15 protein-coding genes are annotated in these 14,010 nt (G+C 31.7%); 3 read left to right on the forward strand and 12 right to left on the reverse strand.

Translation table 11 applies throughout. The features are described from left to right. Positions 1-150: 150 nt before the first annotated feature. The 6 genes from RBH29_RS04035 to spoVB all read right to left on the reverse strand — a co-directional run bounded on the left by RBH29_RS04035 (position 151) and on the right by spoVB (position 4,989). Entirely contained in the window at positions 151-900 is a 750-nt protein-coding gene (locus tag RBH29_RS04035) for a hypothetical protein (protein WP_306695338.1), read from the reverse strand. Next, complete coding sequence (locus tag RBH29_RS04040) at positions 897-1,772, reverse strand: ABC transporter ATP-binding protein (protein WP_306695341.1); 876 nt, start codon at positions 1,770-1,772, stop codon at positions 897-899. The genes RBH29_RS04035 and RBH29_RS04040 overlap by 4 nt, the downstream gene beginning before the upstream one ends. Before the next feature lies 1 nt (position 1,773). Further along, positions 1,774-2,136, reverse strand: coding sequence for a GntR family transcriptional regulator (locus RBH29_RS04045; RefSeq protein ID WP_306695343.1), 363 nt, complete (start codon positions 2,134-2,136; stop codon positions 1,774-1,776). A gap of 162 nt (positions 2,137-2,298) precedes the next feature. Next, a complete protein-coding gene (locus RBH29_RS04050) occupies positions 2,299-2,469 on the reverse strand; it encodes a hypothetical protein (RefSeq protein ID WP_306695345.1) in 171 nt (56 codons plus the stop codon). 317 nt (positions 2,470-2,786) lie between these two features. Continuing rightward, positions 2,787-3,242 (reverse strand): Hsp20/alpha crystallin family protein, encoded by a 456-nt coding sequence (locus RBH29_RS04055; protein ID WP_306695347.1) that lies wholly within the window; start codon positions 3,240-3,242, stop codon positions 2,787-2,789. 211 nt (positions 3,243-3,453) lie between these two features. Next, entirely contained in the window at positions 3,454-4,989 is a 1,536-nt protein-coding gene (gene spoVB / locus RBH29_RS04060) for a stage V sporulation protein B (protein ID WP_306695349.1), read from the reverse strand. Between the two features lie 250 nt (positions 4,990-5,239). On the opposite strand from spoVB, the gene csaB reads away from it, so the two are divergent. Then, positions 5,240-7,471, forward strand: a complete 2,232-nt coding sequence (csaB, locus tag RBH29_RS04065; protein WP_306695351.1) for a polysaccharide pyruvyl transferase CsaB — start codon at positions 5,240-5,242, stop codon at positions 7,469-7,471. A 19-nt stretch (positions 7,472-7,490) separates the two neighbouring features. Then, positions 7,491-8,246, forward strand: coding sequence for a WecB/TagA/CpsF family glycosyltransferase (locus RBH29_RS04070; RefSeq protein WP_306695354.1), 756 nt, complete (start codon positions 7,491-7,493; stop codon positions 8,244-8,246). Positions 8,247-8,275: 29 nt separating this feature from the next. Here the strand turns inward: RBH29_RS04070 and RBH29_RS04075 are convergent, their stop codons facing one another. Genes RBH29_RS04075 through RBH29_RS04085 form a run of 3 tightly spaced genes read right to left on the reverse strand, consistent with a single transcriptional unit; the run spans position 8,276 to position 9,514 of the window. After that, positions 8,276-8,863, reverse strand: coding sequence for a hypothetical protein (locus RBH29_RS04075; protein ID WP_306695356.1), 588 nt, complete (start codon positions 8,861-8,863; stop codon positions 8,276-8,278). 22 nt (positions 8,864-8,885) lie between these two features. Beyond that, on the reverse strand, positions 8,886-9,236 hold the full coding sequence (locus tag RBH29_RS04080) for a type II toxin-antitoxin system PemK/MazF family toxin (RefSeq protein ID WP_306695358.1): 351 nt from the start codon (positions 9,234-9,236) through the stop codon (positions 8,886-8,888). Next, positions 9,236-9,514 carry a CopG family ribbon-helix-helix protein gene (locus tag RBH29_RS04085; protein WP_148892859.1) on the reverse strand — a complete coding sequence of 93 codons (279 nt, stop codon included), beginning with the start codon at positions 9,512-9,514 and terminating at the stop codon, positions 9,236-9,238. Before RBH29_RS04085 ends, RBH29_RS04080 begins: the two co-directional genes overlap by 1 nt. 783 nt (positions 9,515-10,297) lie before the next feature. Between RBH29_RS04085 and RBH29_RS04090 the strand changes: the two genes are divergently transcribed. Further along, positions 10,298-10,747 (forward strand): hypothetical protein, encoded by a 450-nt coding sequence (locus RBH29_RS04090; RefSeq protein ID WP_306695363.1) that lies wholly within the window; start codon positions 10,298-10,300, stop codon positions 10,745-10,747. Between the two features lie 8 nt (positions 10,748-10,755). Here the strand turns inward: RBH29_RS04090 and alr are convergent, their stop codons facing one another. From alr to RBH29_RS04105, 3 genes are all read right to left on the reverse strand, one after another. Then, positions 10,756-11,925, reverse strand: coding sequence for an alanine racemase (gene alr / locus RBH29_RS04095; protein WP_306695365.1), 1,170 nt, complete (start codon positions 11,923-11,925; stop codon positions 10,756-10,758). Between the two features lie 62 nt (positions 11,926-11,987). Then, a complete protein-coding gene (locus RBH29_RS04100; protein ID WP_306695366.1) occupies positions 11,988-12,443 on the reverse strand; it encodes a CBS domain-containing protein in 456 nt (151 codons plus the stop codon). Then, on the reverse strand, positions 12,433-14,004 hold the full coding sequence (locus tag RBH29_RS04105) for an NAD(P)H-hydrate dehydratase (RefSeq protein WP_306695367.1): 1,572 nt from the start codon (positions 14,002-14,004) through the stop codon (positions 12,433-12,435). Before RBH29_RS04105 ends, RBH29_RS04100 begins: the two co-directional genes overlap by 11 nt. Positions 14,005-14,010: the final 6 nt, after the last annotated feature.

A 14,010-nucleotide genomic window follows, 5' to 3' on the forward strand; every position in this document is an offset into this window, starting at 1 on the left:
TTATTTCTAAGTAATTTCTATTATATATATCGAATATATCTTTCTAAATCATAAGCCTTTTAAACAGGGTGAAAAAGACAAGGGGACGGTTCTCCTGTCTCATTTTTAAAAAAATGAGACAGGAGAACCGTCCCCTTGTCTTTTTGTCTTTTAGTCTTTAATTATAGCCCTTTTAGTTAGTAAATATATAAACATTGAAAACACTGCCCCAATAATTCCATAACTCAATGCTGCCAAATATGAATTTTCCAAAAAGGCGAAAGCTGCAAAATCCTTTATACCGCTCAGAAAAGACTGAGAAATCCATCCACTTGTTGTATTTAGTGATATTATAAGCATTACAGGAACAACAGAAACCAAAACCTTTAGTGGTTTATTACTCCTATAATAAATAAGTGTTATCAGTATTCCAGTGATAAAAACTAAACTATATAAAGCAAACTGCCATATGGTTGTACCCAAAAGTGTAAAAACATCATTTTCCTGTACCCATGTAATAACTCCACTTGCATCTCTCATACCAGTATCCCTGTAACTTCCATATATCATATCAAAGTTAGTTGGACTTGGTATGAAATTGTTATATATTCTGTTTATAATTAAATCTAAAATTGACATTGTCATAGCAATAGGAAATATAGACATTATTGTTCCTTTATAAAACAATTTCCTTGAAATATTATTCGCCTGGGAAAAATTAAAACTGCTTCTAAAACAACTTAAGCCTAATATAAATAAAAATATAATAGATGCAAATTCCAGTCCAGAAGTATTAGTATTGCCATTGCTTGAATTAAGCGACACCAAAAATATTAACACAAGCAAAAATATTAAATAAAAAATTCCTGTAGATGGTATCATTTCAGCTATTTGAAATTTAGCAAACTTTAAACTTTTCATTTATTCATACCTCCTTTTGTCAAATGTATAAACAGCTTTTGAAGTTCTACTTTTGAAAATTCAAGTTCTAAATCTTTAGCTTCTTTTTCATCTAACTCTGTCACTTCTCCCATAATAGTTGCTGATTTAAATGCCCCCATTTGTTCAACATTTATACAATTTCGACTTTTAACAAATTCATCAATATTTTTAGCTGCACCTGATACACACCATGCTTTCTCAAGTATTTTCTCAACATTATCATCTAGCGCTATTTTTCCTTTATTTATTACAACTACCCTCTCTAAAATATCCGATATTTCTTCAATAATATGAGTAGATATTATTATTGTCTTTGGCTTTTTTATGAAATTATCTAAAAGTTCTTTGTAAAACAACTCCCTGTGACAAGCATCAAGTCCTAAAATAGGTTCATCAAATATTAAAACTTTAGCATTTGATGAAAGTGTTATTATAAGTTTTGTTATTGAATTGTACCCTGTTGAAAGAGATTTAAATTTTTTATTTGCTTTTAAACCAAATTTATCACATAGAGAAAGGGCATAGTCCATATCAAAGTCCGGATAAAATTCCTTTGTCCATTTAAACACTTTTTTTACTAAATAACTTTCTTCGTATAAATTTTTCTCAGCCATATAAAAAACTTTCTCTATTGCACTGTCATTTTCAATCACTGAATCATCATCTATGGTAATTTCACCTTCTGTAGGAAACAATCGATTTGTGATAAGATTTAAAAGTGTTGTTTTACCAGCTCCGTTTCTTCCTAATAACCCATATATTTTATTGGATTCAAATGTAAGTGAAATATTGTCTAAGGCACATATATTGCCATAATTTTTAGTAATATTTTTAACTTTAATTGCACTCATTTCAACCACTCCTCTCAATCATTTTTATTATTTCTTCAATAGAAATATCAAGTTTTTTTGCTTCTTCTAGTAGTCCCTTTATATAACTATTGTAAAAAGTTTCTCTTCGTTTTTCTTTAAGTTTACTTTTAGCCCCTTCCCCTACAAACATTCCGACCCCCCTCTTTTTGTAGATAATCCCCTCTTCTACAAGAAGATTAAATCCTTTTGCCACCGTAGCCGGATTTACCTTGTAGTTCACAGATATTTCTGTAGTAGAAGGAATTTGACTTTCTTCCTTAAAAATATCCTTTAAAATTCCATCCTCAATATAGTGTGAAACCTGCAAGTATATCGGAATATCACTATTAAAATCTAAAAACACCCCGCCACCCCCTTAGTTATTCGGTTAATTACTTATATAATTAACTATACAACAAAAGAAGCCATTTGTCAACCAAGACAAAAAGACAAGGGGACGGTTCTCCTGTCTCATTTTCAAAAAAATGAGACAGGAGAACCGTCCCCTTGTCTTTTTTATATTATACTACTCTTTTTTCTTCCTCAGCTTCTTATAATACTGATACAAAAGACCATCCAACTCAACCTCAACATCTTGGATTTTTATTTCTTTAGAATCATGATGTTGGTCAAGAGAGTTGATAAGCAGGTTTTTTTCAACAATTTCCTTCTCTAAATTATTTGTATTCTCATTCATGATGTCACACCTCCTCAAAATGTACTCCCCGAAAATTATTATAGCACAGAGAAATGAAATTATCTACCATTATTATATATAATTGTCCTGCTAACCTTATGTTTAACAAAATCTTTACTTAAAATTAAAATAAACTTAATATTTCCCGCTACATTTCCCTTGCTAACAAAATCTCGGGACACCAAGCCCCTTCGATATTAACTCTTTCGCTTGGTTCTAAGACTTCATAGCACACTAAAAGAGGGGCTTTAAGCCCCTGCTTTAAGCTTTAAGCCTTCAGTATTAAAATTTAGCTAGCAATTGCACTTGTTTATTAACTACTGAATTGGTATCTTGTGTTTATTTTTCTTTGCATTTTTGTCTTTTGGTAGCACTATAGTTAGTACTCCATCTTTATATTTCGCCTTTACAGCATCGTTAACTACATTTTCAACATAAAATTTTCTTGCAACTGAACCATATCTTGTTTCTCTTCTAATGTAATTATCCCTTTCATCTTTTACCTCTTCGCCACGGTCAATTGAAATTGTAAGGGTATCATCTCTTAGTTCAACATTAATGTCTTCTTTTTTTGCTCCAGGGATTTCGGCATCTACAATATACTCTTTTTCGGTTTCACGTATATCTGCTCTAATTCCATCTGTTCCAGAAAAAACTCCTGCAAAAAACGGATCATTTAAAAAACCATCTAAAATGTTTTTACTAAATCCCCAGACATCTTCATTTACTGAAAGCCTATTTCCTCTCTTGTTATATGGCGTTAAACCGAACATACAAAACACCTCCATTTTAGTTTTGTTTTTAACTTTGACTTTCTTTGACCTTCTATATTATTTATACCACATATCTAATTACATAAACAATATTTGTTTTTGACTTTCTCTGACCTTTATTCGCAAATAAATCTATCTTTTTTTATTTATCTATAATTATCTTAGTCTTTCTTATACAGACTATGTAAATCAACTTCTATTTGTGAAAAACCTATTTTAAAAGTTTTAATACCTCTTCTTTGTCAATAGCACCTATTACAAACATAAGGCCAAATGCAATTACTACATTACCAAGTATATTTACTATTACTGTAACACTACTTCCCATACCAAATATAGTGAAAAAGCTATTTATATATTTATCAGCAAAAACTATTGCAATACAAACTATTCCAGGCTTTAATATCCAGTTTCTAAAGTCAAGAGCCATCCCTGTCATCTTTGTTACCGTATAAACATTCAAAATACAAACACAGGCTGAACTTATTACAATACCTGCTATATAACCCTGTATTCCATATACAGGTATGCAATATACTACAAATAAAATCCTTATAATATAGCCTGCTATTGAATTTCTAAGAGAAACCCCCTGCTTCCCCAATCCATTTAATATTCCCAGAAGAGTTTGCTGTAAATATATAAATATACATGTAAAAGATAGTGAATATAAAATGTGACCTATGTTTTCATTTCTATAAACCAAATCCCCTATTTCATTTGAAAACCCAATAAATATAGATGTAAATATAAACCCTAAAATAAAAGTGAATTGAATTGATTTTGATATTCTATAATTAACTATTTTAAAGCTCTTTAAGGATAAAGCTTCCGAAATAGCAGGTACAAGAGTTGTAGCCAGCGAAGAAGTAACTAAGGAAGGAAAGAAAACTAGGGGCATTGCCATTCCAGTAAGTTTTCCATATTCCACCAAGCTAGCTTGATAATTCATACCACCTATTAAAAGCATTCTCGGGATTAATATAAGCTCTATTGCCCCCATCATTGACGTAATAAACCTATTAAAGGATATAGGCATTGATATTTTCATTAAATTTGTACAAATAGTTCTTTTTCTCATAAAACCTTTTTTTGATTTGTTCAATAAGGATTTTCTCTTTCTAATTTTAAAAATCAGTAGTAAAACAGCCAGATTTGAAATCTCTCCTACAGCCATTCCTACAGTTGCCAATGCACAGGCATATTCAAGCCCTATATCAACAAAATAGCCTGCCATTAACATTACTATCCCTATTCTTACAACCTGCTCTACAACCTGAGAACAGGCAGTTGGAACAACATCTTGCACTCCATAATAATACCCTTTAACAGCGGAAGCAGCTGCAATTACAGGAATACATGGCAACAGCAAAAGCATGGAATAATATGTTCTGGAATCCTTTAGAATAACATTCACAATTGGATCTATAAAAATAAATATACCCAATGATGCTATCAGAGCCCCAGCTACCACAATAGCCAAGGCACAGGATGCTATTCTTATCAAATTTACATGATTGTTTTTTGCTGTCTGTTCAGCCACCATTTTTGAAACAGCAATTGATATGCCAGAAGAAAGAGTTAATATAACAAGAGAATATACTGGAGCAATAAGTTGAAAAATCCCCATACCTTCTGCCCCTATAAGATTTGAAAGATATATCCTGTATATAAACCCTAATATCTTAACAATAAATCCAGCTATCATTAATACTATTGCACCGCTTACAAATGATTTACCAGTCATCAAGTTAATTTACCTTTTTTAAAACTGTCCTCATTATTAGTATTTTTAAAAAGAACAACTTATGACAAACTCAAATAAAAAACCGTCTCTTATCTGAATCAAAACATGGAAGAAAAATTGCAGCTAACATTGTGATATGCTATAATGTCTTAGGTGTTAATATAGCTTATATTAAGTAGTTTAATGGAAAATAATTTATGTATGGCACAGACATTTAATGTCGTGTACAAATGTATTAAGGAGTATACCTATGAAAGTTCTTCACTTAATTGGTGGTGGTGATGTTGGAGGAGCTAAGAGCCATGTTCTTTCACTTGTTAATGAACTTGGGAAATATATAGATGTTAAATTGATAAGTTTTAGAAAAGGTCCCTTTGCAGATGATGCACGTGCAATGGGCATAAATGTAGAAATTGTAAAAACAGGAACTATACTTACTGACATACGCAAAATCCTTCATATTATAAAAAATGAAGACTATGATGTAATTCATTCTCATGGAGCTAAAGCCAATATGATTGCAGTGTCAGTTAAGAAATTCACAAAAATACCTGTAGTTACAACTGTTCACAGTGACTACAGGCTTGACTACCTTCAAAACATTTTAAAAATGTTTTCATTTGGCCTTATAAATACAGTGGCACTAAGATTTATCGAATACCATATAGGGGTCTCAAATAATTTTAAGCAAATGCTTATTAAAAGAAGGTTTAGTCCTCAAAATATATTCACTGTATATAATGGAATTGATTTCAAGAAGGAAGTTTCAAATCTTTCAAAAGAACACTTTTTAAATAAATACAATTTAAACTTTGCCAAAGATGATGTACTAATTGGAATATTAGCACGTCTACACCCTGTGAAAGGCATAAGCACTCTTTTACAGGCTGCTAAACTGGTGGTTGATAAAAACCCCTCTGTCAAATTTCTAATTGGAGGAGACGGGGAAGAAAGAAAATCTTTAGAAAAAAAGGCTTCTTCTTTAGGGCTAAATAATAATGTCTTTTTTCTTGGTTTTGTTAATGATCCATTAGACTTAATTAATTGTATAGATATTAATGTACTTACATCCTTAAGTGAAAGTTTTCCCTATGCTATTTTAGAGGGTGCCCTTTTTAAAAAAGCAACTGTAAGTACTAATGTAGGAGGAATATCCGATCTTATCGAAAGTGGAAAAAATGGTTTTCTTTTTGAGCCTAAAGATCATAAAACATTTTCAAAGCACCTGCTGAATTTAGTTAACAATTCATCACTTAGGGAAAAAATGGGAGATAGTCTTTTTGAAAAGGCTAACACTTACTTTTCCCTTCATAATATGTGCAAAACTCAACTAAGCATATACAACACTATATTAGAAAGAGAAGATGAAAAAAGAAAATCTGGCTACACTTACGATACCATAATTTCAGGATACTATGGCTTTAAAAATATTGGAGATGACGCAATGTTAAAAGCTATAATAGATAATCTTCAATCATACAAAAAAGATGTGAGAATAATGGTGCTATCTAAAAATCCTTTAGAAACTAGGCAGATATATAATATAGACTCAATAAACAGATTTAATATTCCAAAAATAATAAGTATTATGAGAAAGTCTAAATTGTTTTTAAATGGAGGAGGAAATCTACTTCAGGATAACACCAGTACACGCTCTCTTTTATACTACCTTGGAATGATTTGGCTTGCAAAAAAGATTGGTATGAAAGTAATGATTTACGCTAATGGTATTGGACCTTTAAATAAAAAGAACAATCGTAAATTAACCAGAAAAGTTGTAAATCAAGTAGATGCAATAACCTTGAGAGAAGAACTATCCCACAGAGAAATACAAAACCTAGGTATAAAAAAACCGAAAATATCTTTAACTGCTGATCCTGCTGTAACTATAAAGGCTGAAAGTGATGAAGAAGTAAGCCAGATACTATTAAAAGAAAATATAAACCCAAGTGAAAACCTCATCGGTTTTTCAGTACGAAAGTGGTCAGACTACGAAAAATATCAAACAGTCATTGCAAAGGTTGCAGATTATATATATGATACCTATGGTGTAAAATCTCTTTTTATACCTATGCACTATCCAGGTGACCTTTTAATAATTGATAATATTACTGCAAAAATGAAAAACAAATGTTATGTAATAAGAAATAAATACAGTGTTCCTCAAATGCTTGGAATAATAGGTCGCACCCAGCTATTAATAGGCATGAGACTTCACGCCCTTATATTTGCTGCAAGCCTTAAAATTCCTTTGGTGGGACTGGTATATGAAACAAAAGTAGAAGGCTTTATGCAGTATATAGATCAGCCTTCTGCCGGCCATGTCAGCTCATTGGAATTTGAAAAAATAATTGAAACAGTGGACTGTGTTTGGAATAAAAGAGATTCAATAAAAAAAGACCTTGAAAAAACCACTGAAGTATTAAGGGATAAAGCTCTTAAAAATGCCAAAATTGCCCTTGAACTTATAGATGAAAACTAATAGGAGGAATTATTTATATATGCGTACAACAGTTGATATCCTTGGCGTACCTGTAGATAATGTTACAATGAATGAGGCTTTGGATATAGTGGAAAACCTTTTAAATGGTGATAGATCACATTCTGTATTTACTCCAAATGCAGAAATAATGATGGCAGCTCAGAGAGATTCACATTTTAAAAAAATATTGCGTAGTGCTGACCTTGTAGTCCCTGATGGTGCTGGTGTAGTACTGGCATCAAAAATATTGAAACCTGTACTAAAAGATAGGGTAGCTGGCTTTGACCTTACTTGCAATCTCTTTAAAAAATTTTCAAATAAAGATGCACGATTTTTTTTCTTAGGTGGGAAGCCTGGAGTTGCTAAAGAGGCACACCAAAAGTTATTGGATAAAAACATTAATATAAATGTAGTGGGCATAAGGGACGGATATTTTTCTGAAAGTGAGGAAGATAAAATAATAAATCAGATAAACTCCTCTAAAGCTGATATATTACTTGTAGCACTAGGAGCACCAAAACAGGAAAAATGGATATATAAACACCTAAAACAGATAGATGCTAGGGTTTGTATTGGAGTAGGTGGAACCTTTGATGGAATTGCGGGAAAAATGAAAAGAGCACCAAAGTTTTTTCAAAATCATGGTTTAGAATGGCTTTACAGACTTTTTAAAGACCCTAAGCGTTTTTTTAGGATGCTAGACATTCCAAAGTTTATTTTTTTAGTTGTTGCAAAAAAAATAAAACTATGTATACAAAGCATTTATAAGAATTGAAAAAGAGGACAAATTTTTGTCCTCTTCATTTAATCTTCTATATCTTCTTCTATATCTTCTGTTGTTTCATCTATCATGCCTTCTATTTCATATGGACCTTTAACAAGAACCCATGCTTTTGAACTTACGACTCTAATTCCTCTTCCATCATCTCTTGACACTAAAAGCAAGTGATTAAGTGGAACATCTTCATCAGTAGTAATATCTACACCAGAGCCTGCTGTAACATCTGACAGTCCGCCTGCTTCTCCAGCTATAGCTTTAGCTTTCCCGCCTCTTAAAATAATTTCTCCACTTTCTCCTGCAATTAAAGTTTGACCTTCTTCAAGTTCTAACGCTACAAACTTTCCATACTTTTCAACTTCCATAAGTTCTTTTTCCATCTCTTTTAGCTCATTTTCCATCTTTTCAATTAACTCTTCCCTCTCTAATATTTTTGATTCATTAGCATCTGCAAATTCGTTAAATTTCTCATCAACATAATCCTGAGTAACAAGTATTGTTTGACCTTCTTCAGGTTCAGCATAAGCTATTTGAATAATATGTACTGTCACAATACTCAAAATTAAAAATGCTAAAAAAGCCCATGATTTTTTTATATTCCTTAATCTTTTCATCTTTTGTAACCCCCTAATGTTTTTACATGTCTACCAATCCAAAGCTTATTACAATTGCCTCATTTACCTGTTTCATAAGCTCATCGTCAAGATGACCTATTTTTTCCCTTAATCTTTTTTTGTCAATGGTTCTTATTTGCTCCAAAAGAATTACCGAATCCCTCGGAATGCCATAATCTTTAGCATTAAGCTCTATATGAGTAGGTAATTTAGCTTTATTTATTTGTGAGGTTATAGCTGAAGCTATAACAGTAGGACTATATTTATTGCCAATATCATTTTGTACAATTAATACAGGTCTTACGCCCCCCTGCTCCGAACCGACAACCGGACTTAAATCTGCATAAAATATGTCTCCACGTCTTATTAGCACTATTTCTCCAACTCCCTGAGGCCTTCCTCATATTTTTGCTGTTGATCATTATCTGCTTCAAAACACATCTCTGCCAGTTTAGAATTAATTTCAGCCATCTGCTGATAACCTTTTTTCATTCTATCCCTCATTTCAATTCTTCTTTTTTCTCGTATATAAAGTTTCATCGCCTCCCTGACAAACTCACTTCTGTTGATTTTCTCCATAGCAACTATAGAGTCAACCTCTTTTAATAAATTATCCGGAAGACTAATCAAAATTTTTTTAATTTGTGCCAAAGTAAAACCCCCGCTTCTTTATTTTGGGTTAAAATTTAAAGAAAAATTCAAATGATGTACTTTTACTATCATAGTTATATATATCATTATATCCTTTAACATATGCATGGGTCAAATTAAAATTTAATTACTTACCTGATTTTTTCCTATGTAATTTTCTCCATCATTATATAAGAGAGTGTTCTTTGCACATAAATCTCAACATAAATTTTCATTATTTAGTTTTTTATATTTTGCCGCATTTTATACTAATATTATCATAAAATAATTTTTTAGTAGTTTATTTCCCATTAATTAATTTTTATAATACCCGGTTCACCTTTCTTTATTCAAAAAACAAATAAGTCCTCGAGCAAAACTATATGGGAAACTATTCATTTCTTCTAATCTTTCTTTATATTATTATACGTAAATATTAAAAAAGTGTTGACTAAATATTTTCATATTCATATAATGAATATGAACGTTAGTAACTGAAATATCTCGTTAAAATTTTCATATACTGTAATATAGGAAAAATAGTCTTTTAAACAAACTAAATTATACAATTAATATACAGTTTCTAAAAAAAATTTAACTTTAAAACTACTCAATAAACCATATAAATATACTTCAATTCTTATCCTAAGAAATGTCTTAGAAATAATGTCCTACTCTCAAGGACAAAAAACCTATGATTAATGGGTTTTTGATGATGGGATTCATAGGATTTTGGGGAGACAACAAAATTTATGAGTTATAACAATTTTTTAAATATATATAATTTTTAAGGAGGCCGTATAAATGAAAAAATTTCTAAAAAGAAATTACACCATCATTATTTTGTTTTTATTAACGATTTCTGTTTCTTTATTTAATTCTTTTACATTTACAATTGATGTACCTGCAACAGATTTAGGTGGTCTTTTTACAGCAGCTTTTATCCTATTGTGGATAGCAGCACTATTTATCTCCATGCACAAAACACATGTCATGGTTTTTTCGATAATTTTTTGGTCTGTCTTTGCAATTACTTCTATTTTAAGATTATCATTTGATACAGGCGACCTTCCTATAATAGTATCTAGGTTTTTTTCTTTCTCTTTAAGAATTTTTTACAGTTCATTATATGGAGTAACCCGCTGGCTAAACAATGCAAATATCCCAATTATCACCTTGTTAACATCTATTATATTTATAGCTATAAGCATTATATTTCTAAGAAAGGGACGTTGTAAATTATACAAACTTTAGATTAAAAATCATATCAAATAATTTAAAACATTGTGTACTTTATTGTTTTTAAAGTATACCCTTGGTATTCTCTTCCCAATTATACTTACTACTTCATAGTTTATTGTACCAATGCTTTGAGCCAATTCATCAACCTTTATCTCTTCTCCATCCTGTTTTCCAAACAGAACCACTTCATCACCTACATTTACATTTCCCTTAATATCAGTGATGTCTACCATGCACTGATCCATACAAATTCTCCCTACTATTGGAGCTCTTTGACCATTTATCAGTACTTCCCCCTCATTAGTTAATAGCCTTGTATATCCATCAGCATAACCTATAGGAATAGTTGCAATTCTGCTGTTTCTTTTGGTCTTAAATATTCTTCCATAACTAATGCAAGTGTTCTCTTCCACATCTTTTACAAGTATTATATTTGCTTTTAGAGTCATAGCAGGTTTTAAGTTTATTTTTCCCTTGTCCACCTCTAAAGATGGATACAAACCATACAAAGCAATTCCAGGCCTCACCATATTAAGATGCATATGAGGAAATTCAACTATCCCGGCACTGTTGCAAACATGTTTAACAGGAATATATACCCCCACTCTATTTAATTCATTTATTATGCTGGTAAACTTTTCAAATTGCATATTAGTATAACTTTTATCACTTTCATCTGCTGAAGCAAAATGTGTATATAATCCCTCAATAATTATACGCGGGAGTTTACTTATTGAAATAACATTTTTCACAGCACTATATCCGGGCATAAATCCAACTCTTGTCATCCCCGTATCAATTTTAATATGAATTTTCACATTTTTGTCAAGCCTTTGAGCGGCTTTAGATAAGCCTTCTGCTAAATCATGGCTGAACACTGTCTGGGTTACATTATATTTTATTATTTCTTCCGCTCTTTCTGGATCTGTATAACTTAATACAAGAATGGGAACTTCAATCCCATTCTCTCTGAGTTGGATTGCCTCATCGAGCATAGAAACAGCCAAGCGACTCACTCCATTTTCTAAAAGAACCCGTGCCGCTTCCATTACTCCATGACCATAAGCATCAGCCTTTACAACTCCTAAAATTTCTGCTTTTTTATCAGTTATTCTTTTTATTTCCTGTACATTGTGGGCAATATTATCAAGATTCACCTCTGCCCATGCTCTATTAAATTTATATTCCATTTTCCTCCCCTGTCTCTCACTTTATTTAACTTAACCTTTAAAACTTATATGTTTTACTTAAATCAATCCATTGATTTTGCAATGTACTTTAAAATATCTGCCCTGCTTATTATTCCAGTAAGTTTAGAATCTTTAACTACAGGTATCCTCTTTATATCTTTTTCTACCATTAATGTGGCTATATTGTCAATGTCATAATCTTCGTCTACTGTAAAAACTTCCTTGGTCATTATCTCCTCAGCCTTTGTAGCCACAAGCTTTTTAAGTTCATCATTATACTTTTTTACACCCTTTAAAAATATTAGTCCTCCTAAAATTTCTACAACAGGTGGAAAATGAGGCTTAACATTTTTATATAGCATATCCTTTTCAGTAACTATACCAATAACTCTATTTTCTTCATCTACAACAGGAACACCACTTATGTTTTTGTCGGTTAAAACATGAGCAATCTCTTCAACTGTAGCATCCTTTTTAACTGTAACAACATCCTTTGACATTATATCTTTAGCCTTCATTTTGTATCTCTCCTTTTATATGATTTTTTATAACATACGAAATTTCATCAATTAAATCTCCTGCAATAACACCATGTTCCCCTCTCTTTTTAGAAATATTATCTCCACACAGTCCATGCAAATATACACCTGCTATAGCACTCTTATAAGGTTCTACCCCTTGACATATAAAGCTTGCAATTATACCAGTCAAAACGTCACCAGTTCCACCTGTTGACATTCCTGAATTGCCTGTTGTGTTTATATATACCCTTCCATCGGGAGCTGCAACAATAGTTTTTGAACCTTTTAAAACTGTGATTACATCCTGGCTTTGCGAAAAATTTCTAGCAGCATCAATTCTATTTTTTTGAACTTCATCTATACTTACATTAAGAAGCCTTGCCATTTCTCCAGGATGTGGAGTCAAAACAACAGGTACACTACATTTTTTTAATATATCTGTATTTTTAGATATAGCATTTATTCCATCTGCATCAATTACTAGGGGTACTTTTGAATTTTCAATAATATTATATACAACCTCTCCAACATCTCCTTTAGTAGAAAGTCCAGGCCCTAGAGCAATAACATCAATATTACCCATGTGATTCTCAAGCTCTTTAATGCAGCTTTTTGTAAGATAACCTGAATTATTATCTTCTAGGGGAAGAGTGACGGATTCAATTAAATTAGAATCATAGACATTTGTAAGGGAGGCTGGAACTGCCAGGTACAAAAGTCCTGCTCCAGATCTGAGTGCTGCCTTTCCAGTAAGACAGCCTGCACCTGTCATTCCTTTTGAACCAGTTAACAAAAGTAATTTGCCAAAGTCCCCTTTGTTGCTGTCAGAATGCCTTTTGGGTATTAAATCTTCTACCGTCCTTTTGTCTATAATATAATTTTTTATATCAAATCTATCTATAACATTTTTAGGTATTCCTATATCAGCTACCACTATCTTACCTACATATTCAACTGCCGGATGTATAAAAAGCCCCACCTTTGCATATCCAAAAGTAACCGTCTTATATGACTTAATGCATGTTCCTGATATTTGCCCAGTTTCTCCATTTATACCTGATGGAATGTCTATAGATATTACAGGCACAACCTTTTCATTTATAAAATTAATGACTTCTGCAATTAAATATGGAATATCTCCCTTTATTCCAGTCCCAAAAACACCATCAACTATCAGGTTAGTATGACTAATGTATTTTTTAGCATCATCTAAGCCTCTTTTATCTAAAATTTCAATTGTTTTAACACCTATTTTATCAAGTATATCAAGATTAGTTTTTGCATCTCCCTTTATATCGCTCTTTTTTGCCAACACATATACTAAAACTTTTGCCCCTCTATTATAAAGATGCCTTGCAATTGCAAAAGCATCTCCTCCATTATTGCCCTTTCCAGCAAATAAACATACTCTTTTTCCTTTAATATTGTCAATATCTTTTTCTATTTCTCTTAGCACACAAAGAGCTGCATTTTCCATCAATACCATTGCGGGTATTCCTATTTCATTTATTGTAAATCTGTCTATTTCGCCCATCTGCCTCGGTGTCACTGCTATCATTAGTTT

This window comes from Herbivorax alkaliphila (assembly GCF_030848475.1).
Taxonomy (GTDB): domain Bacteria; phylum Bacillota; class Clostridia; order Acetivibrionales; family Acetivibrionaceae; genus Herbivorax.